The following is a 21,809-nucleotide window of genomic DNA, read 5'->3' on the forward strand; positions in this document are numbered from 1 at the left end:
TATCTGTATTCTTAGGATTGCTGCGCAGCCGCTCCGCTGACAATCTCACTGATTTCTTGTGTAATAGCTGCTTGACGTGCCCGGTTATAAGTTAGTGTCAGATCATCGATCCGCTCGTTTGCGTTGTCTGTTGCACTTCTCATAGCTGTCATACGTGCTGCGTGCTCACTCGCTTTCGCATCAAGCAACGCACCGTAGATCAAGCTTTCGGCATATTGAGGCAGCAATACTTTCAAAATTTCTTCTGCATCTGGTTCGAACTCGTACATGCTCTGTACGGAACGTCCTTTCTCCGAAGAAAGATCTGTTAATGGTAGAAGCTTCTGGGAAGTTACTTCCTGGGAAATTGCACTATTGAAATGGTTGTAGAACAATACCAATTCATCAATTTCCTCTTCCAGGAACATCTCCACTGCTTCAGATGCGATCTGCTTGATATCCGAAAAGTCCGGCTGATCAGGCAGTCCGATGATTTCTTTGGCGATTGGCAGATTGTTCTTCTTGAAGAAGTCCCTACCGAAACGTCCAGCAGCAATGACCGTATATTCATCTGCATCAGTGTGCTGATGCTGGATAGTACGGTACACTTCACGGATTACGTTGTTGTTGTAACCACCAGCCAATCCACGGTCAGCCGTGATGACAAGATAACCTGTCTTCTTGACTGCCCGGGTCTGCAGCATAGGATGTGTCGCGTCACCTGACGCTGCAATTTGCACCACAACCTCCTGCATTTTCTCGCTATATGGTACGAAAGCTTTTGCATTCTGCTCTGCCCGCGTCAGTTTAGACGCAGAAACCATCTGCATCGCTTTCGTAATTTGTTTCGTCTTTTTGGTAGAGTTGATTTTACTCTGAATATCTCTTAAAGATGCCAAGGCGCATGCAGCCTCCCTTCCGTAAGGAATACGTGCAGCATTCCGAAATTTATAGAAACGTTAGTTTACGACGAATGTCTTCTTGAATGCTTCGATTGCATTGTTAAGCTGGTCAGAATCTGCTGGGTTACCAGTCTCACGGATGCCTTTAAGCAAGTCCGCTTGATTCGCAGCAAACCAAGTGTGGAATTCATTCTCGAAACGAACAATTTGCTCTACCGGAATATCATCCAAGTAGCCATTTACAAGCGCATAGATAATTGTTACTTGCTTCTCAACGGAAAGCGGCTGATGCAAGCCTTGCTTCAGAACTTCTACTGTACGTGCTCCACGGTTTAGACGAGACTGAGTCGCCGCATCCAAGTCAGAACCGAACTGCGCGAATGATTCAAGCTCACGGAATGCAGCCAAATCAAGACGCAATGTTCCGGCAACCTTTTTCATCGCTTTGATCTGTGCAGATCCACCTACACGGGATACAGACAAACCTGGGTTGATCGCTGGTCGTACACCGGAGAAGAACAAATCGGACTGCAAGAAGATCTGACCATCCGTGATAGAGATAACGTTTGTCGGGATATAAGCGGAGATATCGCCAGCTTGTGTTTCTACGAACGGCAATGCCGTGATAGAACCGCCGCCTTTAGCATCACTTAGCTTCGCTGCACGCTCCAATAGACGGGAGTGCAAGTAGAAAACATCCCCTGGGAATGCTTCACGACCTGGAGGACGTTTAAGAAGCAAGGAAAGTTCACGGTATGCTGCTGCTTGTTTGGAAAGATCATCGTATACGATCAAAACGTGCTTGCCGTTATACATGAACTCTTCACCCATAGCTACACCTGCATATGGTGCTAGGTAAAGCAATGGTGCAGGATCAGAAGCACCTGCTGCTACTACGATTGTGTAATCAAGTGCACCATGCTTACGAAGTGTTTCTACTGTACCGCGTACAGTGGATTCCTTCTGGCCGATTGCAACATAGATACAAATCATATCTTGGTCATGCTGGTTAAGAATTGCATCGATTGCAACGGATGTCTTACCAGTCTGACGGTCACCGATGATCAACTCACGCTGACCGCGGCCTACAGGTACTAGTGCATCGATTGCTTTGATACCAGTCTGAAGCGGCTCATGAACGGATTTACGATCCATTACGCCTGGTGCTGGAGATTCGATTGGACGAGTGTTGCTAGCTTCGATTGGACCTTTACCATCGATCGGCTGCCCAAGTGGGTTAACAACACGGCCGACAAGCTCTTGGCCAACAGGAACTTGCATGATACGTCCTGTACGACGAACTTCGTCACCTTCACGGATGCCTTTGTATTCGCCTAGAATAACGACACCGACATTTGATTCTTCCAAGTTCTGTGCAAGTCCCATGACACCGTTAGAGAACTCGATTAATTCTCCGGACATTACATTGTCCAAGCCATGGACACGTGCGATACCGTCACCAACTTGAATTACAGTACCAACATCACTTACTTCTATTTCAGCGTCATAACTCTCGATTTGCTGTTTAATCAACGCGCTGATTTCTTCAGCTTTCATGCTCATGCGGTCTCACCTCTATCCTTATTTGCTCACATTTACTAAATTACGTTCGATACGAGTCAGCTTGTTTTTGATGGAGCTGTCGTAGATTGTATTGCCAATCCGTACTTTCAAACCGCCTAGCAGTGTCGGATCAACCTTGTTATCAATGGAAACAGTTTGTTTGCCTAGCCTTTTCGCAAATGTCTCTGCCACTGTCTGACGCTCTGCATCGGAAAGCTCACGGACAGAATAAACTGTCGCTTGTGCAGTTCCTTGCTTTTCGTCAAACATCGTTTGGAAAGCATCCGCTACTTGCGGGATACTGCTGATACGCCCAGCATCCAAAAGCAGTTTTAACGTATTGCGAACTTCGATGCTTCCTGCAGCAAAGCTAGTTTCGATAAGTGCTTTCTTTTTATCCAAGCCAATCTTAGGCTCTGAGAGGAACCGGAGGAAAGCAGCATCGTTTTGTGCCACTTGCTTCGCTGTGTGCAATTCCGCTCGCACGGTTTCGACGATGTCGCGATTCTCTGCTACTTCGAACAGCGCTTCTGCGTATCGTTTTACAATGGTCACATCACGCATAGCTTATCGCTCCAATTCTTTCACATAGTCACTAATAAGCTTGTCCTGATCGTCGGAAGTAATTTCTTTCTCGATGATTTTGCTTGCGATCTGTACGGAAAGGGATGCCACTTGTGCTTGCAATGCCTGCATTGCTTTTTCCTTTTCGTTGGCGATATCTTCGACCGCTGCGTCTTTCAGGCGCTCAGCTTCACGGCGCGCAATAGCAATGATCTGCTCTTCCTGCTGCTGTCCCGCTTTTCTTGCGTCTTCTATGATAGATTGTGCTTCTGCACGTGTTTGTTTCAATTCCTCTGCTGCAGTTTTTGCTGCTGCTTCGGCTTCTTTGCGGCTAGCTTCTGCCGTGTCAATCTCATTAGAGATATATTCCTGGCGGTCCTGCATGACTTTCAATAATGGTTTCCATGCGAACTTCTTAAGAAGCGCCAGCAGGATGATAAAGCTGATAAGTTGAATCAACATGCTACCGATAGGTAATCCACCTACTGCAGCACCAATCGTAAGTGTTTGCAACTGTGCCACTCCTTTCGAGCTAAACTATTCTTTTCCCATTCATATCTGGGGCTTTACAAAAAGAATGGCGAAGATTCAAGATATAGAATTTCGCCATTCATTCAAATTATAGAGTACTTGCGATAGGTGAATTACATTACCATGAACGCGATAACTAGGGCGAAGATAGGAATAACCTCTACTAGTGCGACACCAATGTACATTGTAGTTTGAAGTTTTCCAGCAAGTTCAGGCTGTCTAGCGATCCCTTCTACTGTGCGGCTAACGATTAGACCGTTACCAATACCTGCGCCTAGTGCGGCTAAACCAATTGCAATTGCAGCTGCTAATGAACTCATGTTTAAATTTCCTCCTTGTATTTAAAAACTAAATTTAATGTGCTTTTGAAACTTTGTGCGACATGTAAACCATTGTCAGCACTAGGAATATATAAGACTGGATTGTCCCGATGAAAAGACTGAAGCCCTGCCATGCGATCATTGGCACGAATGCCAGTATTGTCGTAAATGGCGGGTTAACGCCAGCCAGAGACTCCCCAATCAAGGATAACAATACTTCCCCTGCGAAAATGTTACCGAAAAGACGTAATCCAAGTGTCAGTGTATTCGCAGCTTCCTCAATAAGGTTCAATGGAAGCAGGAATGGCACCGGACGAATGTAGCCCTTGAGATATTCTTTTCCGCCAAGAATCTTGACACCATAGAAGTTGGTGAGCAAGATGACCATCACTGATAATGTTAGTGTGGTTGCTGCATCGGATGTCGGTGATTTCCACCAAAGATTATGGTCTTCACCCACGACAACCATGATGATGACACCAAGCATGTTACTCACAAAGATGTACATGAAGAGCGTCAGACCGAGCGGCAGGAATTGTTTGCCTGTTTTCCAGTCCATTGCGTCGCCAATCACTTTCTTTACGAAGTCAACTAGCATCTCCATCACGTTCTGGAAAGCACGAGGTCTGCGCTGCAGGTTCCTGCTGCCCATTACACAAAGGATAAAGACGATAACAGAGGAGATGATGGTCATCAGAGATGTCGACAAGTTGAAGTCGAGCCATTCGATACCGAATGCATTATTCCACATTGGTGATCCGTGATTCAATTAATTTCACCTCTTTCATTACTAGTCTTTTAAACTCGTGAAGAAACTATCTATAAAGATAATGATGTAGCCAGCAGCTAAACCAATAACTACTGCAATAAGATGGAAATAAGCGTCAAAACGAAGTGCGAGCATCACAGCTAGCACAGACGCTGCCATGCGGGAAAAGGTGCCTAAGGCTGGTATTCTGCCATGTGTAGCGACAGATTCAGTGAACTGTCTGATCTTCCGTTGAAGAAGCCACACGGAGAAGAAGCTGACTGAGGCTCCAAGAAACAAGCCGAGGAAAATGCGCTGGTACGGAGTGAACCCCGCCCCAAGCATCAAAAGTGCCAGTAAATATAGCATCCATTTGAGTTGTCGTGCATGGATCATCTTATTGACTTGCTGCATCTTCATTACTCCCATGCGTGTAAGACGTACATTTACTGCTTATACTTATGTATGGAAAGCGGTAAATACGGAAAGATGGATCAACCTGCAAACCACATAAAGTACATATAATTGCTTGTCCACTATTGTTCTTTCGTTGCGCTGGTGTTTTACATGATCTGTAGGGACGCTGCGCGCAAACCACGCCTCACTTATGATACAAGCTGCCCACCTCACGCAATTTATAGAATACAATAGGCCTATTCGCGGTGTCAATACAAGATTGTGAAATAAATTACAAAGTTAATAATTACCTTCCACAACAACATTGGATGCGCTTCCACGAAAGCAATTAAGCAAAGGACTATCCGTTATTAAACGCATAGGCCTCCGCTTACTATTATATAGGATAATCAGCTGTTCATATATGACAATTCTGTGACATATAATTCACTTACCTGTACTATTTCACGAGCATCTGGTCTGACAAATAAAGTGGCAGCTCTGTACTCACATACTTTCCATCATTCATACGGAGTTGAATCAAAGCGAGATAGACTCCCGGTTTTCCAGCTTCCCTCTTGCTCATGCTGCCCTCCAGCAGCCCTGCATCCACTTGTTTTTTGGTTAGGAGCTGTCTGTTATAAACAAGTGTGTCTGGGTCATACAAGTCGATTCTAAGTTCAGCTACACCTTCAGGCAAATAGATTTGATAGTGGTAGGCACCTTTTCTGTTAAGCGGTTTCCATTCCATTTCGAGTCCCATTGCCTTCGGATAATCTGCGTTCTTTAAGAGGAACAAGTAAGGAAGATGTACTTTTTGTTGGCCAAATCGGGCCGAGAGATACCCTTGGTGTACACCAGCTTCCTGTATATCAGGATTGACAGAGATACTGATATTTAACCGTTCCGTTTCATGCGGAGAAAGTTCCACTGCCATTGGTACCTTCCAGCGTATACCGCTCACTGCTTTCGGCTGATCGAATTGCAGCTTTTGCCTGACGTTACTTACATTGTGGACAGTAAGTACATATTCTGCATCTTGCTTTGAATCGATCTTGCCAAACCGCAGCAGCGGGTTTTCAATAATGACGGGTGTGGAGATTGCTTTGGACGGCTGCATTTTCCCCATACCTTGCTCAATTGGATCATAAGGCTGATCGTTGGGCTTCTGGAGCAGCTGTGCCGTTGTAAGCAGTGCACCAATCTGCTGCTCATCAGTCCATTCTGGATGAGCTTCTTTAACAAGTGCCAGCGCTCCTGCCACATATGGTGCCGCCATACTTGTGCCCTGAAGAGCCTGATAGCCGGATTGGGGTACGGTACTCCATACAGGTGCGCCAGGTGCCGCTATCTCTGGTTTGATGGCCCAGTTTCTCGTGACCGGGCCTCTCGAACTGAAAGCTGCCATCCTATTTTGAAGCTCGACTTGTTTAGCCGACAGTTGAGCGGTCTTCTCATTTTTAAGCAGCCATAGCCCAACCTGCCTTGTAACGGCTGCAACCGGGATAGAAACTGGCTTTCCGCCATCCTGGATGGAGGCTTCCAAAGGGCCGCTCCCATCGTTGTAAATGAGTACAGCAGCAGCATTCGCTCGCTCCGCTATTCTAGCTTTCTCAGCAAATGGTATTTTTCCTCTTTTGAAGAGGACGATCTTGCCTGTTGCATCCGGAAGCTGCTTTTCTCCGGTACCGCCATCCATAATCGGCAATGATCGACGCTGCTTCCACTCAACCGTTCCTTGAAGCGGCAGAATCGGAATCATTTTTTTATAAAAACGCTCATATAGTACTGCTGTTTTTTGCGGCGTAGTAACAGCTCCGACAGACAAGGCTTTTGTGGCAGTAGCAGGGGAACCGACTGTCCAGTTGGCCGGGCCTTCATTTCCGTTCGCTGTCACCACACTCACGCCCATCTCCACTGCTTTATTGACTGCTAGGCTTGTCGGCCAATCCGGTCCGTTCACAGAGCTTCCTAAAGACAAATTGATAATATCCATTTTATCTTCAACCGCTTTTTCAATAGCCGCAATCACTTGAACGGATGTTCCTGTGCCTCCTGGTCCCAGTGCCCGATAGCTATAGATTTCAGCATCCGGAGCTATACCTTTCATTTTGCCATTGGCACCGATAATACCAGCAACATGCGTCCCATGAATTGTCGCTTCTCCCTCTTCTGGTGTTGTCTCCATCGGATCGTCATCCCAGTCGACAACATCAAACCCGCCTTTGTAATTCTTTTTCAAATCAGGATGGGTATAATCAATCCCAGTATCGATGACACCGACTTTAACCCCTTTCCCGGTAACACCCGCTGCACTTGTCCCGAGGAACTCCTGCGTCACAAATGGCACTTCCGTTCTTTTTGTTTCTGCTTTATAGGTATGCACCTGATGGATATTCAACAGATGGCTGTGCTGAGACAGTTCATCCAGCTGTGCCTCCGTTGCGCGCAGCGCCAGTCCTTGGAACAAGGTGTCGAATTCTTCCACGATTTCAATGAACGGATAATGCATCTCCAAATACTCCCGATAGGCAGATACGTCGCCCTCCAGTTCTATAATTACAGTCCTCTGCTCGGCTGCTTTAACCGGCTGAAAACCGATTATGATAAATACACTTATAAACACTAAACTAAATCGCTTCACGGCCTCTCCCCCTTGTGCCATTAGGATGCACGAGTGAAGATTCCCTATACAAAAAAACCAGCTGCCCTATTTGGGGTCAACTGGTTGGAAAGGTACAGACGGCTGTGATTGTAAACCGAAATAATATTGAAGATAATCGGCAATACGAATCGATGCTTGTCCATCTCCATAAGGATTGGACGCTTGTGCCATTTCTTTATGTGCTTGTTCATCACGAAGAAGCTTGTCTGCCATATCAAAAATAGTTTTTTCATCTGTACCGGCAAGTTTCAGTGTGCCGGCTTGAATTCCTTCCGGTCGTTCTGTCGTATCGCGCAGTACGAGCACAGGTACTCCGAGTGACGGCGCCTCTTCCTGGACACCGCCGGAATCTGTCAGAATCAAGTATGCCTGGGAAGCAAAGTTATGGAAATCAATTAGCCCTAGCGGCTCGATCAATTGAATTCTATCATGGTTACCAAGAATACGATTCGCTATGTCACGCACTGCTGGATTCAAGTGCACCGGATAGACAATCAGTGTGTCCGGATGTGCATCTGCAATCCTTCTGATGGCAGTAAACATATGTTCCATGTTCTCACCAAGATTCTCTCGGCGATGAGCAGTGACAAGCACTAAACGTCTGCCGGCAGCTTGTTCCAGAATAGGATGCTGATAATTCGGGTCGACAGTAGTCTGCAAGGCATCGATCGCTGTATTACCTGTTACGGCAATCGTTTCTACATTCTTATTTTCATCAAGTAGATTCTGCCGAGCTTGGACAGTAGGTGAGAAATGAAGGTCCGCTATTACTCCAGTCAGCTGGCGATTAAGTTCTTCCGGAAACGGTGAATACTTGTTCCACGTGCGTAATCCAGCTTCCACATGCCCGACAGGGATCTGGTTATAGTAAGCCGCCAGTGATGCTGCAAAGCTAGTTGTCGTGTCCCCATGTACAAGCACAATATCTGGCTTTATCTCCTGATACAGCTCGTCCAGCCCTTCCATCACCTTTGTGGTGATATGTGCCAGGCTTTGCCGTGCTTTCATGATATTCAAGTCATAATCAGGTTTGATATCAAATATGCTTAGTACTTGATCTAGCATTTCCCGCTGCTGTGCAGTCACCGCAACAATCGTTTCGAACTGCTCTGGCCGCTTTTTCAATTCAAGCACAAGAGGCGCCATCTTGACTGCTTCAGGGCGTGTCCCGAAGACAAGCATGACTCTTTTTTTACTTAGTGCCATACAAACGATCCCCAGCATCGCCAAGACCTGGTACGATATAACCGTGATCATCAAGTTTTTCATCCATTGCAGCTAGATAAATATCTACATCCGGATGTTCTTCCTTGATCACTTCCACGCCTTCAGGAGCAGCGATTAAGCACATTAGACGGATCTGTTTCGCGCCGCGCTTTTTCAGAGAGTGGATAGCATCATTGGCAGATCCACCTGTTGCAAGCATCGGATCGATAACAATCAATTCACGTTCTTCAATATCAGATGGGAGTTTGATATAGTACTCCACTGGCTGCATTGTTTCCGGATCTCGGTACATGCCGATATGTCCGACACGCGCAGCAGGAATCAGGCGCAGGATACCTTCTGTCATACCAAGACCTGCACGCAATATCGGCACAAGTCCGATTTTTTTACCAGCAAGTACCTTCGTTTTCGCTTCTACGACAGGTGTCCGAATCGTTGTCTCTTCCATCGGCAAATCACGTGTGATCTCAAACGCCATAAGCGCCGCAACCTCATCCACCAACTCACGGAACTCCTTCGTACCTGTATTCTTATCACGTATGTACGTAAGCTTATGCTGAATTAACGGATGATCCAAAACAAAAACATTACCCATTTCCGAACACTCCCTCTAAAAATATTCAAATCTTTAATAGTATACAGAAGATATAGGCAAAAGAAAAGGGACAATACGAAAAGTGTAAGTGACCGGTAAGAAACGGAGCTAGACACCAACGAAAAGCGGAAAAGACCACTTGAGGGCTGGTACAAACCGAGTCCTAGAGGCGGACGGAGTCGCTCCGGCAGAATACTCCGCTTTCCTGCGGGCGGCTGGTGAGCCTCCTCGTGCTTTGCACTCCGGGGTCTCACCTAGGCCTTCATCCCGCGGGAGTCTCCGTATTCTGCCTGCGCATATAGAGTGTATTTTCCGTATAATAGAAACCTGCTTCAACATATCTATTACGCTCATCCCTAATCGATTAATGATTTCCCCTAAAGTTCGTAATTCCAAAAAGCTAAAATTCTTTTTATTTAGCCTCTTTCTGAATCAATTCAAAATAGAAAGAAGATTAATTATCGAATTTTCATAATTCAGACATAGTTCATGTTATATTGGGAGTGCTCATTCGCTTCCAGTTAAATGGAATTCGCGAACTAATTAGAAGAGATCGTTACATTGTTCAAGTAAATTTAAGGAGGGTCTATCGCTATATGAGTGCAATAATTGTAGTTCCATTGTTCTTTATTGCCGTATATCTTTTAATCAGCTTTTTCAGAAGTAAGGAATCTAAAAGTGCTAAAGGTGCAATGGTACAATATAAAGCAATGAGTTATTCAGCAGTTGTTTTCCCTATCGGATGGGTAATTATTGAAGTATATCGGCGTCTCATTCAACCCGTTCCTCTAGAAACGTATCGTGATTTCATGACGATGTTATTGCCAATTATAATAATAGTTTATGGTTTTTCCATATTTCTATTGAGACGAAGTTTAAATGAGTCGTAAGTAATAAAACACAGATTTTCTCCAACCATATCCCAACAAGGTACAATTCACAAAAAAGACAGCCGCTCACGCGACTGTCTTTCTTCTTTTACTTATAAAGCGGGAAACGATCAGCCAACGCTTTGACGCGGCCTTTCACTTCTTCCAATTTCTCTGTATCATCATGATGCTTCAACGTTGTAGCGATGATGCCAGCAAGCTCGTCCATTTCCTCAAGCTTAAAGCCGCGAGTAGTGACTGCTGCTGTACCGATCCGCACACCACTTGTGATGAATGGACCTTCTTTATCGAATGGGATCGTGTTTTTGTTGGTTGTCACACCGACTTCATCCAATGCATGCTCCGCATCTTTACCAGTGAGACCTAGCTTGCTTACATCAAGAAGAAGCAGGTGGTTGTCTGTACCGCCAGATACAAGACGGACACCTTCTTTTGTCAAACCTTCCGCAAGGCGCTGTGCATTATCAACAATCTGCTGTGCATAAGCTTTGAAATCATTATCCAGGATTTCTTTGAAACTCACTGCTTTCGCCGCGATGACGTGCATCAGTGGTCCACCTTGCATTGCTGGGAAGACAGCTTTATCGATCTGTTTCGCATATTTCTCTTTTGTTAGGATCATACCACCACGTGGTCCGCGCAATGTTTTATGCGTTGTTGTTGTCACAACATCTGCATAAGGAACTGGTGATTGGTGTACGCCTGTTGCAACAAGACCTGCAATATGAGCCATATCGACCATAAGATAAGCTCCGACTTCATCAGCGATTTCGCGGAATTTCGCAAAATCGATTTCACGTGGATAAGCACTTGCACCAGCCACAATCATCTTAGGCTTTACTTCAAGCGCTTTTGTACGTACGACGTCATAGTCGAGCTGCTCTGTTTCCTGATCCACACCATATTCCGTGAAGTTATACAGCTTACCGCTGAAGTTCACTGGACTGCCGTGGGTCAAATGTCCGCCATGACTGAGGTTCATACCAAGAACTGTATCGCCTGGCTCCAAAAATGCGAAATAAACAGCCATGTTTGCCTGTGCACCGGAGTGCGGCTGTACATTGGCATGCTCTGCACCGAAGATTTCCTTTGCTCGGTTAATTGCGAGATTTTCTGCTACATCAACATATTCACAACCGCCATAGTATCTGCGGCCTGGATAGCCCTCCGCATATTTGTTTGTGAGTACGGAGCCTTGCGCTTCCATGACAGCCTGTGATACGAAGTTCTCAGATGCAATCAGCTCGATCTTGTCGTGCTGGCGCCCTCTTTCGTCTTCGATAGCTTGGAATAGTTCTGGATCATTCGCTTGAATATGTTTCATCGAAACATGCCTCCTCGTGTATTGTTGATGTATGTCGTAGCCGGTGTTCAGTCAGGATACACAGCTCTTACGCCGCCGATCAGTTTAGGTCTTGTATAAGCAGTATTAATCCGGGCTCCGCCGATATACCGCTGCTTGAGACGGAATGGTACTGCAACAGGCTTCAGGTGCATCCCTATCATCGTCTCCCCGATATCTATTCCGGCATCCGCCCGAATATCTTCGACCAACACAGGATCCTCAAACTGCTCATAAGCGCAAGCAGCCATAGAACCGCCGGCTCTTGCAACAGGTTTCGCGGAAACTTCGGTTAAACCGTATTGCCGACTGATATGCTTCTCTACTACAATAGCACGATTTAAGTGTTCACAGCACTGAAATACGAGATTTATGCCAGTTTCTTTTTTCAGCCATTCCAGCTGCTGGTAAAGCAGTTTTGCAATTTCCATATTCCCCGCACTGCCAATCCGCTCACCAGCTACTTCGCTCGTCGAACACCCGATCAGAAATAAGTCACCCTTATGCAAATACCCACAGGAAGCGAGCTCCCTTACAACAGTCTGAATATGATCTGCGATTGCTTTCATGTACACCCTTCTCTTTTACTTGTTTTCGTAGTCCGAGATCTTGTTCACGCGATTCTGGTGACGTCCTGCTGTAAATTCAGTGCCGAGCCATGTTTGAACGATTTCGCGTGCAAGCCCTGGCCCGATAACACGTTCACCCATCGCCAGCATGTTGCTGTCATTATGTTCCCGAGTTGCTTTTGCACTGAATACATCGTGTACGAGTGCTGCACGGATACCAGGTACTTTGTTTGCCGAAATACTCATACCGATACCAGTACCGCAAATAAGAATTCCGCGATCAAATTCGCCGTTCGCAACTCTTTCCGCTGCTGGAATTCCGTAATCCGGATAATCTACAGAACCCTCACAATCACAGCCTGTATCCACAAATTCAATATTCAGCTCCGTCAGAAGATCTGCAATTTCCTTACGAAGATTTACTCCACCGTGGTCTGATGTTAGAATTACTTTCATTTTCTTCATCCTTCCTTCCGAATTCCGCGTGATGCACGGATGCTTGTTGTGTAAATTCGAACTGTTTCATTTGGTCTCTGAGCCTGCCTGCTTGTTCCTCGAGTGAAGCTGATAATTGCTCCAAGTTATGCATGACAGATGCTTGCTCCTGAACAGAGGCACTCACTTCCTGTGCTCCAGCTGATGCCTGCTCAGCAAGCGTTGCTACACCTTTGGACTGATTTGTAACGGAAGCAATTTCCTCCCGCTGCTGCAGGGTTAGCTTGCCAATTTCCTGAATCGACGTAACAACATGTGTAATGGCCGCTGTCATTTCTTCCATGACTACACTACTTTCGGAGCCTTTTTCTGCCTCACTCCGTGCTAGCGCCAATTGTTCATCAATTTCCGTAACAACTTGTCCAATATTCTGTTGAATCTCTTTGATGTTGACAGAAATATCCTGTGCTGCCTGTCTGCTTTCATCGGCCAGTTTCCGCACTTCTTCGGCCACTACCGCAAAGCCCCGTCCCTGCTCGCCTGCTCGCGCCGCCTCAATCGAAGCATTTAGTGCAAGCAGATTTGTCTGTTCCGCTATATCACTGACAAAACGGATAATCTGTTCGATTTCTGAAGCGTTCTTTTCGAGCTGCTTCACATTGTCGATTGAATGCTCCTGTTTTTCTGCGATCATTTGAATTCCCTGTACCAAGTCCATTACAACTGTCTGTGAACTGTGCAATTTTCCAACCATTCCATGAGATAGTTCCTGTGACTGATCAGCTTTGGTCCGTACATCCTCAGACAAGGCTGTTGCGTTGTCGAGTGACTGCACAATGCTGCCGACCGCGCCTGATGTGGATTGGGCTCCTTCAGCCATCGTCTGCATAATTCCATCAATCTCAATGACTTTTTCAGATGCAGTCATTGTTTCAGACTGGATCTGTTTAGCGTATTGATCATTCGCCTTCGCATTGGCATCAATGTCTGAGATCATTGATTTCAGGTTATGCAGCATTTTTTGAAAAGCACGTGTCAGAGCACCAATCTCATCATTCGAAGGAACAACTTCCCATTCTTCCTCCAAGCTGCCATCAGCAGCTTTGGTTGCAACCTTTTCCAGATCCTTTAATGGCTTCGTAATAAAGCGGGCTGCGGAAAAGGCTAGTATTCCGGTCCACAAGACACCGAGAAATAGGGTAAGAAGAACGAGTACTGGTGCGGCAACATCCCAATGCTGCTGAACAAAGGGATGCACAATATAAATGAACAATGCACTCACACTATAGGTAACTAATGCGAGAACTGTGGCGAAAATCGCCAGTTTGAAACGCAGACTGAAGCTTTTCATGACATAATCCACCATCCATGCTGATATTTTGGTATGAGAGTCTTTTTACCTACTTCTCATTGTGAATCTTTTCTGCCAATTTATCAACATAGAATTCCAATTCCTTCAGCGTCGTCCGGTACACCTCAATAGAACGCCCGAAAGGATCCATGATGTCTGCTGCAGGCATACTTGCCTCGAGCTCCTGAATGTGTGCGATTTCGTGCTGGTGAGCATGCATGAATTCCCTCTGGAGTGTATTAGGATCTCCAGAAAAGCTACTGGCGAATCGAACACGCTTCGTTTCCAGATCAGCATAAGCTTCCTGCAGTGATTTCCAAGCAGCGGCTGCCTCCTGTGAAGCGTATTCCGGCAGTGTATGCAGCTTTTCAGCCGCATGCGGATACTGCTCCAGCAATAATTGTTTATGCTGCTCTGTCATCGTCAGGATCAAATCCGCCCATTCCACACGTTCTCTCGTAACAGGCTTGGATTGATGAGCGAAAAGTACCCCAGCCTCCTCCATGACCGTTACCGCCTGATGAGAGGCGGGTGACCCATCGTGAGCGAATATACCAGCAGACTGTACCTCCACCTGCGGCAGTCGTTTGCGCACAAGTGCTTCTGCCATCGGACTTCTGCACGTATTGCCAGTACAAACAATTAATAGTTTCATCCAAATTTCTCCTTGCTTCTAAAATGGTGCTACTAGTAGTATACAACAGGTGAGACATTCTTACATCGTCAGAGAAACGGAACCTTTTATGTACCTTTTGTGGAGGTGAGTAAACATGTTTGGAAAGATAGGTATGATGATAGGTATCTTGTTATTTTATTTTTTGAGCGCAATACTGTGTCTATTTCGGGGTAATATTTATCTCTTCCTCTATTCTACAATCTTCATTCCATATTTTGTATTGCTGCCTATTACGTGCCTTGGTGTATGGGCATCTATAAAGTCTTCCCTAAAACAACAGTGGAAACAGTTAATCATATGTGCAGCTGTGACACTTGGTGCGATAATAAGCTTTTGTTTTACATCTACTGATATCCTGGATATCAGACATTATACAAATGACACATTTGAAGAAACGCGAGGAAAAATCGCTTATGTGACCGATGGAGAAGACTACGGCAGAATCGGTCAAACAATTGCTGTAGTGACCAAGGATGGCATAGAAGAATATGAATCGTTCCAGTATAGATATGATGCGGCTATAGCTGAACAAACTGTGCAAATCACCTATTTGCCTAAAACTGGCTATATCTTATCACTTATCATACTAGAATAGAAAAAGGGAACGTCTTCAAGGACGTTCCCTTCTGCTCATATTCTTCCTATCGCTGCTTTTTCCAGCCGATTCATAATCGCTGCGCCTACTCCATGCTTCTCAAAGCTTTCACAAAGGATGACCGATACATCTGATTTCTTGAAATGTCTGAGCGCATCATACAGATGCTCTGCTACTGTGGAGAGATCTTTTCTTGAGCCGCAGATTTGGATCCGTTCACTCTGCAGCATTTGCGCAAGCTCCTCTGTTGCAATAATACCAACCTTCTCACCCGCTTCAGTTAGCTTGTCCGCATGCTGCTGCATCTCTTCGTCCACCAAATATAGCGGAGCTTCCGGTGCATAATGCGTATATTTCATACCTGGTGCCTTCGGTTTCTCTTTCTCCCCACCAGCAAGTCCAGGGTCCACCATCACTGTTCCGATGACCTCTTGAATTGCTTCAGCTGTCACACCGCCCGGCCGAAGTATGACTGGCACTGCTTCCGTACAGTCAACCACTGTGGACTCCAGGCCGATTCCAGTCGGACCACCATCCATAATTCCAGCAATTCGCCCATCCAAATCATGGACAACATGCTCTGCTTTTGTTGGGCTGGGTCTGCCTGATATATTTGCACTCGGTGCAGCAATCGGTAAAGCTACTTCTTGCAAAAGGCGTAGTCCTACCGGGTGACTCGGTATCCGGATACCAATTGAATCTAGTCCGGCACTGACATTCGGAGCAACCGCTCCTTTACTTTTCAAAATAATCGTTATTGGCCCAGGACTGAATGCCTCTAGAAGTTTATAAGCAACTTCAGGGACATCCTCGACAAGGTCTTTCAACTGGTCCTTGTCCGCCACATGGACGATGAGCGGATTATCAGAAGGACGACCTTTTGCTTCAAATATTTTCTGTACAGCTTGTTCATTTGTTGCATCAGCGCCAAGACCATAAACTGTCTCGGTAGGAAAAGCAACGGCTTCTCCTTTACTAAGAAGAGACGCTGCCTCCTCCATCGCTTTTTTATCGAAGGACTGCTGTGACACAGTCCAATGCTTCGTTTCCATCATGGATCAGATGCTCCTTTTGCTAAATATCACTAAGAGCTATGATACCATATGGTCTGCCAAACCCCAATGTCAGAGCGTCTTCTCCCAAAAGCCTTGCTTCGCTTCGAATCCATACAGAGTCATGAGCTGATCAAGCGTTTCATGGTGGCTTATGAGTCGCAGACTGCTTGCTTCACGCCTCCTCGCTTCGATGCTGGCAAGCTCCATACAAGTTAAGATGATTGTTCCGTTGGCTGGGGGCTTTACGTACATGGAATGTACGCGAAGAGACTGTTCATACTGTTCCAAACAGAAAAAAGCCCGCCATCCTTCTTCCGCCTCTATGATATATCCTTCTTCATATAACTTCTGCTGCTCCATCTTCCAACGAGGCAGGCTATTGCCGAAAAACTCATCCAGCTCAGACAGCTCACATGCTTGAGCAGGTATTAACCGCATAAAAAGTCCTCCCGTCTATTACTAGTTAATAGATTATATGAACGGGAGGGACATAATATGATTTTAGCTAAACCATTCTAATAGAAAGAATTTCACTTTGGGCTTTTCTTCTTCTAATGGAGCTTCCACTGCTACATCCACCGGTTCTGCATCTGCGTTCACTTCCGCTTCTGCTACACTTGTGCCGCTGGAGAAATCCAGAAAGCAAAGCGGCGGGAAGAGCACACACCACCAGTTTTCTCCTTCACCTTCTCCGAGTGTGATCAAGACAGCCTCATACTGCCCTGCCGGATAAAGATAAGATCCATAAAGCTTTGCTGGAAACGAAATTTCATCACTGTATTCTACATTGAACCCCTGGCTTTTTCCTTGCTCATTCAGCACGCGTGCAACTGTCTTCTTTATCTCAGGAAGCTGTTCTTCAATTAGGTCCCGAGCCTCTTCAATATCCGTCATATCCTTCACCCAGCTATTGATCTGGGCATTCACTTCATCACGAATCAGACGCTTCAGCTGCTGATCCGCATCGGTATTACTATTAGCCAGAATACGGAGGCGGATTGCTTCATCCGGAATTTCTTTCACTGCTTGTGAACTATTGCTCACCTGAGCCTCTGTGCCACTTCCCGGATATAAAATATATAAAAATAATAGAACGATTGCAGTTAGGGAAAATAATAGCTTTTTCATATTTGGTACCTCATTTCTTGTGTGTGATGGTACCAGTATGAACAAGCTGGGAGGAATTAAACCTATGAATCTAGTTTTTCAACAAAAAAAGGACTGTGCCTGCAGCACAGTCCTTCTATTTTTGTATCCAAGCAAACACCATACGGTCTTTACCATTTATATCCTGTCTTACTTCTACTTCTGCCGATGGGAACTTCTCCACTATCATATCGCGGACTGCTGTTCCTTGCTGCCAGCCGATTTCAAAGGCAGCAATGGCCGGGAAAGCGAGCACATTCGATAATCCACTGATGATTTCCTTATAAGCTGCGAGTCCGTTATCGTCAGCGAACAGAGCAAGACTTGGATCAAAGTTTTTCACGGTGTCGGTCATGTGCTCTTTATCCACCTCATCTATATATGGGGGATTGGAAACAAGCACATTCACTCGTTTTTCAAGCTGCCGGAGCGGTTCCAGGTAACTGCCTTGCTTTAAGCTGATAGAAGCACCTAATGTGCGGCTGTTGCTTTTGGCAATGAGCAAAGCTCGCTCGGATATATCTGTTGCGATCACTTCAGCTGCAGGAAAAGCAAGCTTCAAAGATGTAGCGATTATCCCGCTGCCTGTACCGATATCAGCAATCGCCAAATCCTGTCCTGCCAGCCTCTTTTGGATCATGTTTTCTACACCAAGTACAAGTTCTTCTGTTTCTGGTCTCGGAATAAGCACATCCCGATTCACATAATAGCGTCTGCCGAGGAATTCTTCTTCTCCTGTCAAATGCTGGAGCGGAATGCCTGTTTCTGCATGCTCTTCTATGTCTTTTCTGAAGGTCGCATAAAGCACAGGATCCATCGCTTCCCTCATATTCATCAGAAGCTCCGTCTTACTGATGCCAAGATGGAACAGCAGCAAAAGCTCTGCCACTCTTTCTTCACGCTGATGCGTTTGCAAAAAAGCCGTGGCCTCCTGCAGTGCCTCCAATATAGTCGGCTGCTGTTTATTCTCCGATTTGCTCAAGTTTCTTCGCCTGCTCTTCCATGATCAGTGCATCGACCACTTCATGGAGCTTTCCTTCCAGAATCTGATCCAGCTTCTGGATTGTAAGTCCGATTCGGTGATCTGTTACGCGGTTTTGCGGGAAGTTGTATGTTCGGATACGTTCAGAACGGTCTCCTGAACCGACAGCAGATTTCCGTGCATCATCGTATTCAGCTTGCGCTTCCTGCTGGAACTTATCATAAATACGAGCACGCAAGATTTTCATCGCTTTCTCTTTGTTCTTGATCTGGGATTTTTCATCCTGCATCGACACAACGATCCCCGTCGGCATATGCGTCAATCGAACCGCAGACATCGTCGTGTTTACACTTTGTCCACCTGGTCCACTCGATGTGAATGTATCCGTTCGAATATCTTTGTCTTGAATGTCTACTTCCACTTCTTCCGCTTCCGGCATAACCACTACAGTCGCTGTCGATGTATGGATACGTCCGCCTGATTCTGTTTCAGGTACACGCTGCACACGGTGAGCACCATTTTCATACTTCAGATTGGAATAGGCATTGGCTCCATTGATCATGAAAATGATCTCCTTGTAGCCGCCAACGCCAGTCGAATTTGCTTCCATCAGTTCTGTCTTCCAGCCTTGCGCTTCCGCGTATCTGCTGTACATACGATACAAATCACCTGCAAATAAAGCTGCTTCATCTCCGCCAGCTGCTCCGCGAATTTCCATGATAACGTTTTTATCATCGTTCGGATCCTTCGGTAGCATCAGAATACGCATCTGCTCTTCCAATTCCGGAAGCCGCGGTGACAATTCTGAAATCTCCGCTTTGGCCATTTCGATGATTTCAGGATCTTTTTCCTCGGCAAGCATTGTCTTAGCGTCTTCTACTTGTGCACTGATATCTTTGTATTCGCGATAAGCTTGTACGACATCAGTCAGTCCTGCTTGTTCTTTGGAAAACTCTCGTAATTTATTCGTATCACTGATCACATCTGGATCACTTAAAAGTTCATTTAGCTTCTCATAACGGTCTTCTAGTGCTTGTAAACGATCTAGCATAGCGACACCTCTTTCCTTGCTTTATTATAGCTTCTGCCGACAAACCTAGCAATTCATGTTAAGTCTTTGGCGAATCTGTTCTGCTGCGCTCTTTTGCACCTCTATAACCCTGTCACAAAACTGGTCGAATTCCGGGTCTAAGCGCTGCCAATCCGGGTGACGCTCGAAATTTTCAATTGCTTCCCTGACTCCTTGGTCAAAGCGTTTTGTCGCCGTGAATGACGGCACGAGCCGTTTTATTTTACTTGTATCGAAGACAGCACATTCCGCCTTATCTCCAAGCAGTGATCCTTGCAGATCCGGTCTGCACATGACGAGGAAATCTGTCGACACATGCACTTTATCTACGCGCTTTCCTAAAGCGTCTCCGATTATGTCATAGATGCTATTCCATGTCAGGACTTCATCAGAAGTAATATGCACTGTCTCTCCAATTGCTGCTGGATTTCCCATCAAACCAACAAATCCTTTGGCAAAATCCGTATTGTGAGTCAAGGTCCAAAGCGAAGTTCCATCACCATGAATGAGAACTGGTTTACCTTGCTTGATCCTCTCCACAATTTGCCAGCTGCCACCTGCGCCATAGAAAGCCACAGGAATCTTTTTGTTGCCATATGTATGGCTTGGACGGACAATTGTTATTGGCAGCCCAGTATCTCGATACGCCTTTTGCAGCACTTCTTCTGCTTCTATCTTATGCCGGGAATATTCCCAGTAGGGGTTCACGAGCGGCGTGCTCTCCGTTGTCTTATAGTGACGAGGCGGTTTCTGGTATGCAGAAGCGGAGCTGACAAAGATGAATTGTTTTGTCTTATCTGCAAATAAACGGATATCACGTTCGATATCTGATGCTGTAAAAGAAATGAAATCTGCAACAACATCAAACTGCATACCTTGGAGTTTCGCTGCAACTGCTGCTTCATCTGTAATATCGGCTATGATACTTTGACAGCCTTCTGGTACTGGTTTAGAGCCGCGATTAAGCAAAAACAGCTCCCATCCTTGTTGTACAGCCAATTCGGTTACTGCTGAGCTAATAGTTCCGGTACCTCCGATAAATAACGCTTTCATCTCTGCCAGTCCCTTCTTTCATTTGTGTAGTTTTATTTCTTTTAAAGAGGCGGATTGGTGTGGCATTTGCGGCATACAGGATAATAGGAGTCATTGCCGCCAATCTGGATCTGATCTCCTGTATACACTGGCTTGCCATCGTCGACCCGCAGGTTCATTGTTGCTTTGCGTGCACAGAACCAGCAGATAGTTTTCATCTCTTCGATTTTATCCGCATAAATGAGCATATAACGGCTTCCTTCGAACAGTTCATTTTGGAAATCATTTTTCAATCCAAAGCCCATGACAGGAATGTCAAATGTATCAACAATTGCCGCCAGTTGGAGCACATGTTCTTTACTTAAGAACTGTACTTCATCAATTAGCACACAATGCGGTGTCGGTTCATGAGATTTGACGATCTCCATGAGATTCGTTTCTTCGAAAATCGGAATGGCTTTTCGTCGTAATCCAATTCTGCTGGAAACATAGCCGACTTCATCTCTTGTATCGATGCCGGAAGTGAAGATAAGAACCGATTTATTTTGTTCCTCGTAATTATTGGCCACTTTCAGTATTTCAATCGACTTTCCACTGTTCATTGCGCCATATTTGAAAAATAATTGTGCCATGTCATTTCTCCTTGTCAAATAAAAAAGATAGTGCCACAGTACACTATCTTTATCCATACTATATCTATCCCACTTATGTATATCTGGATAATCAGTGTACATGTAATGGTAAGCTTTAAAAGGGGTTAGAAGCAGAAAAAACAGGCAAAGGGTGTTTGCCTGTTTTCTTCTTCATATCTTAAGCTATTAGCTCAAGTTGTATTTCTTCTTGAAACGATCTACGCGGCCGCCAGCTTTGTCAGCTTTTTGCTTACCAGTGTAGAACGGGTGAGAAGCTGAGCTGATTTCCACACGAATCAAAGGGTAAGTGTTGCCATCTTCCCATTCGATTGTTTCGTCAGAACTCTGAGTAGAACCAGTCAAGAATTTGTAGTCAGAACTAGTATCTAGAAATACAACTTTGTTATATTTCGGATGGATTTGTTCTTTCATGCGTTAGCACTCCTTTTTGCCCTGAATCCCTTGGAAACAGAGTTTATTGTGAGAGACCGATAACTGTCGTGAAAGCTCACATAACGTGATTATAACAGTCTGTCTAGCCCATT

General features: G+C 45.5%; 25 protein-coding genes. 2 read left to right on the plus strand and 23 right to left on the minus strand.

Annotated features, from left to right (window positions below; translation table 11 throughout):
• Positions 1-11 precede the first annotated feature (11 nt).
• From atpG to upp, 10 genes are all read right to left on the minus strand, one after another.
• Positions 12-878 (minus strand): ATP synthase F1 subunit gamma, encoded by an 867-nt coding sequence (gene atpG, locus CHH48_RS10825; RefSeq protein ID WP_095219338.1) that lies wholly within the window; start codon positions 876-878, stop codon positions 12-14.
• A 60-nt stretch (positions 879-938) separates the two neighbouring features.
• Entirely contained in the window at positions 939-2,444 is a 1,506-nt protein-coding gene (atpA, locus tag CHH48_RS10830; RefSeq protein ID WP_095219337.1) for a F0F1 ATP synthase subunit alpha, read from the minus strand.
• 18 nt (positions 2,445-2,462) lie between these two features.
• Positions 2,463-3,008, minus strand: coding sequence for a F0F1 ATP synthase subunit delta (locus tag CHH48_RS10835; RefSeq protein ID WP_095219336.1), 546 nt, complete (start codon positions 3,006-3,008; stop codon positions 2,463-2,465).
• Positions 3,009-3,011: 3 nt separating this feature from the next.
• Positions 3,012-3,521 carry a F0F1 ATP synthase subunit B gene (gene atpF, locus CHH48_RS10840; RefSeq protein ID WP_371809503.1) on the minus strand — a complete coding sequence of 170 codons (510 nt, stop codon included), beginning with the start codon at positions 3,519-3,521 and terminating at the stop codon, positions 3,012-3,014.
• A gap of 131 nt (positions 3,522-3,652) precedes the next feature.
• The gene (gene atpE, locus CHH48_RS10845) at positions 3,653-3,859 is read right to left on the minus strand and encodes a F0F1 ATP synthase subunit C (RefSeq protein WP_095219335.1); all 207 of its coding nucleotides are present in this window, start codon (positions 3,857-3,859) and stop codon (positions 3,653-3,655) included.
• A 34-nt stretch (positions 3,860-3,893) separates the two neighbouring features.
• Positions 3,894-4,628: a F0F1 ATP synthase subunit A gene (atpB, locus tag CHH48_RS10850; RefSeq protein WP_095219334.1), complete on the minus strand. Its 735-nt coding sequence runs from the start codon at positions 4,626-4,628 to the stop codon at positions 3,894-3,896.
• Between the two features lie 21 nt (positions 4,629-4,649).
• Entirely contained in the window at positions 4,650-5,021 is a 372-nt protein-coding gene (locus tag CHH48_RS10855; protein ID WP_095219333.1) for an ATP synthase subunit I, read from the minus strand.
• A 442-nt stretch (positions 5,022-5,463) separates the two neighbouring features.
• Entirely contained in the window at positions 5,464-7,647 is a 2,184-nt protein-coding gene (locus CHH48_RS10860) for a S8 family serine peptidase (protein ID WP_176466430.1), read from the minus strand.
• A 66-nt stretch (positions 7,648-7,713) separates the two neighbouring features.
• Entirely contained in the window at positions 7,714-8,874 is a 1,161-nt protein-coding gene (gene wecB / locus CHH48_RS10865) for a non-hydrolyzing UDP-N-acetylglucosamine 2-epimerase (protein WP_095219331.1), read from the minus strand.
• Complete coding sequence (gene upp / locus CHH48_RS10870) at positions 8,861-9,490, minus strand: uracil phosphoribosyltransferase (protein WP_095219330.1); 630 nt, start codon at positions 9,488-9,490, stop codon at positions 8,861-8,863. Before upp ends, wecB begins: the two co-directional genes overlap by 14 nt.
• 596 nt (positions 9,491-10,086) lie before the next feature.
• Here upp and CHH48_RS10875 point away from each other — a divergent pair.
• Complete coding sequence (locus tag CHH48_RS10875; RefSeq protein ID WP_095219329.1) at positions 10,087-10,380, plus strand: hypothetical protein; 294 nt, start codon at positions 10,087-10,089, stop codon at positions 10,378-10,380.
• 88 nt (positions 10,381-10,468) lie between these two features.
• Here CHH48_RS10875 and glyA read toward each other — a convergent pair whose 3' ends face one another.
• Genes glyA through CHH48_RS10900 form a run of 5 tightly spaced genes read right to left on the minus strand, consistent with a single transcriptional unit; the run spans position 10,469 to position 14,732 of the window.
• Positions 10,469-11,704, minus strand: a complete 1,236-nt coding sequence (gene glyA, locus CHH48_RS10880; protein ID WP_095219328.1) for a serine hydroxymethyltransferase — start codon at positions 11,702-11,704, stop codon at positions 10,469-10,471.
• A 47-nt stretch (positions 11,705-11,751) separates the two neighbouring features.
• Positions 11,752-12,291, minus strand: coding sequence for a TIGR01440 family protein (locus CHH48_RS10885; RefSeq protein WP_095219327.1), 540 nt, complete (start codon positions 12,289-12,291; stop codon positions 11,752-11,754).
• 15 nt (positions 12,292-12,306) lie between these two features.
• Complete coding sequence (rpiB, locus tag CHH48_RS10890) at positions 12,307-12,747, minus strand: ribose 5-phosphate isomerase B (RefSeq protein ID WP_038564056.1); 441 nt, start codon at positions 12,745-12,747, stop codon at positions 12,307-12,309.
• The gene (locus CHH48_RS10895) at positions 12,701-14,077 is read right to left on the minus strand and encodes a methyl-accepting chemotaxis protein (RefSeq protein ID WP_176466429.1); all 1,377 of its coding nucleotides are present in this window, start codon (positions 14,075-14,077) and stop codon (positions 12,701-12,703) included. The genes rpiB and CHH48_RS10895 overlap by 47 nt, the downstream gene beginning before the upstream one ends.
• Positions 14,078-14,126: 49 nt before the next feature.
• A complete protein-coding gene (locus CHH48_RS10900) occupies positions 14,127-14,732 on the minus strand; it encodes a low molecular weight protein arginine phosphatase (protein ID WP_095219325.1) in 606 nt (201 codons plus the stop codon).
• Between the two features lie 115 nt (positions 14,733-14,847).
• On the opposite strand from CHH48_RS10900, the gene CHH48_RS10905 reads away from it, so the two are divergent.
• Positions 14,848-15,348: a hypothetical protein gene (locus CHH48_RS10905; RefSeq protein WP_095219324.1), complete on the plus strand. Its 501-nt coding sequence runs from the start codon at positions 14,848-14,850 to the stop codon at positions 15,346-15,348.
• Positions 15,349-15,383: 35 nt separating this feature from the next.
• Here the strand turns inward: CHH48_RS10905 and CHH48_RS10910 are convergent, their stop codons facing one another.
• From CHH48_RS10910 to CHH48_RS10945, 8 genes are all read right to left on the minus strand, one after another.
• Entirely contained in the window at positions 15,384-16,400 is a 1,017-nt protein-coding gene (locus CHH48_RS10910; protein ID WP_095219416.1) for an L-threonylcarbamoyladenylate synthase, read from the minus strand.
• A gap of 72 nt (positions 16,401-16,472) precedes the next feature.
• Positions 16,473-16,841, minus strand: coding sequence for a hypothetical protein (locus CHH48_RS10915; RefSeq protein WP_095219323.1), 369 nt, complete (start codon positions 16,839-16,841; stop codon positions 16,473-16,475).
• Between the two features lie 63 nt (positions 16,842-16,904).
• Positions 16,905-17,531, minus strand: coding sequence for a stage II sporulation protein R (spoIIR, locus tag CHH48_RS10920; protein WP_095219322.1), 627 nt, complete (start codon positions 17,529-17,531; stop codon positions 16,905-16,907).
• Positions 17,532-17,646: 115 nt separating this feature from the next.
• On the minus strand, positions 17,647-18,531 hold the full coding sequence (gene prmC, locus CHH48_RS10925) for a peptide chain release factor N(5)-glutamine methyltransferase (protein WP_245840366.1): 885 nt from the start codon (positions 18,529-18,531) through the stop codon (positions 17,647-17,649).
• Positions 18,512-19,582, minus strand: a complete 1,071-nt coding sequence (prfA, locus tag CHH48_RS10930; protein WP_095219321.1) for a peptide chain release factor 1 — start codon at positions 19,580-19,582, stop codon at positions 18,512-18,514. The genes prmC and prfA overlap by 20 nt, the downstream gene beginning before the upstream one ends.
• A gap of 45 nt (positions 19,583-19,627) precedes the next feature.
• Positions 19,628-20,653 (minus strand): SDR family oxidoreductase, encoded by a 1,026-nt coding sequence (locus CHH48_RS10935; protein WP_095219320.1) that lies wholly within the window; start codon positions 20,651-20,653, stop codon positions 19,628-19,630.
• A gap of 41 nt (positions 20,654-20,694) precedes the next feature.
• On the minus strand, positions 20,695-21,264 hold the full coding sequence (locus tag CHH48_RS10940; RefSeq protein ID WP_095219319.1) for a thymidine kinase: 570 nt from the start codon (positions 21,262-21,264) through the stop codon (positions 20,695-20,697).
• Between the two features lie 186 nt (positions 21,265-21,450).
• Complete coding sequence (locus CHH48_RS10945; protein ID WP_038564035.1) at positions 21,451-21,696, minus strand: type B 50S ribosomal protein L31; 246 nt, start codon at positions 21,694-21,696, stop codon at positions 21,451-21,453.
• Between the last annotated feature and the right edge of the window lie 113 nt (positions 21,697-21,809).

Source organism: Terribacillus saccharophilus, assembly GCF_002272075.1.
Taxonomy (GTDB): domain Bacteria; phylum Bacillota; class Bacilli; order Bacillales; family Amphibacillaceae; genus Terribacillus; species Terribacillus saccharophilus_A.

Coding starts and splice junctions, on each gene's coding strand:
- CHH48_RS10900 (WP_095219325.1), bottom strand. CDS start 14,732: ATGAAACTATTAATTGTTTGTACTGGCAATACGTGCAGAAGTCCGATG.
- atpA (WP_095219337.1), bottom strand. CDS start 2,444: ATGAGCATGAAAGCTGAAGAAATCAGCGCGTTGATTAAACAGCAAATC.
- CHH48_RS10915 (WP_095219323.1), bottom strand. CDS start 16,841: ATGCGGTTAATACCTGCTCAAGCATGTGAGCTGTCTGAGCTGGATGAG.
- CHH48_RS10905 (WP_095219324.1), top strand. CDS start 14,848: ATGTTTGGAAAGATAGGTATGATGATAGGTATCTTGTTATTTTATTTT.
- CHH48_RS10945 (WP_038564035.1), bottom strand. CDS start 21,696: ATGAAAGAACAAATCCATCCGAAATATAACAAAGTTGTATTTCTAGAT.
- CHH48_RS10855 (WP_095219333.1), bottom strand. CDS start 5,021: ATGCAGCAAGTCAATAAGATGATCCATGCACGACAACTCAAATGGATG.
- CHH48_RS10935 (WP_095219320.1), bottom strand. CDS start 20,653: ATGAAAGCGTTATTTATCGGAGGTACCGGAACTATTAGCTCAGCAGTA.
- atpE (WP_095219335.1), bottom strand. CDS start 3,859: ATGAGTTCATTAGCAGCTGCAATTGCAATTGGTTTAGCCGCACTAGGC.
- CHH48_RS10940 (WP_095219319.1), bottom strand. CDS start 21,264: ATGGCACAATTATTTTTCAAATATGGCGCAATGAACAGTGGAAAGTCG.
- glyA (WP_095219328.1), bottom strand. CDS start 11,704: ATGAAACATATTCAAGCGAATGATCCAGAACTATTCCAAGCTATCGAA.
- CHH48_RS10835 (WP_095219336.1), bottom strand. CDS start 3,008: ATGCGTGATGTGACCATTGTAAAACGATACGCAGAAGCGCTGTTCGAA.
- wecB (WP_095219331.1), bottom strand. CDS start 8,874: ATGGCACTAAGTAAAAAAAGAGTCATGCTTGTCTTCGGGACACGCCCT.
- CHH48_RS10910 (WP_095219416.1), bottom strand. CDS start 16,400: ATGGAAACGAAGCATTGGACTGTGTCACAGCAGTCCTTCGATAAAAAA.
- spoIIR (WP_095219322.1), bottom strand. CDS start 17,531: ATGAAAAAGCTATTATTTTCCCTAACTGCAATCGTTCTATTATTTTTA.
- CHH48_RS10875 (WP_095219329.1), top strand. CDS start 10,087: ATGAGTGCAATAATTGTAGTTCCATTGTTCTTTATTGCCGTATATCTT.
- CHH48_RS10885 (WP_095219327.1), bottom strand. CDS start 12,291: ATGAAAGCAATCGCAGATCATATTCAGACTGTTGTAAGGGAGCTCGCT.
- prfA (WP_095219321.1), bottom strand. CDS start 19,582: ATGCTAGATCGTTTACAAGCACTAGAAGACCGTTATGAGAAGCTAAAT.
- rpiB (WP_038564056.1), bottom strand. CDS start 12,747: ATGAAAGTAATTCTAACATCAGACCACGGTGGAGTAAATCTTCGTAAG.
- CHH48_RS10895 (WP_176466429.1), bottom strand. CDS start 14,077: ATGAAAAGCTTCAGTCTGCGTTTCAAACTGGCGATTTTCGCCACAGTT.
- upp (WP_095219330.1), bottom strand. CDS start 9,490: ATGGGTAATGTTTTTGTTTTGGATCATCCGTTAATTCAGCATAAGCTT.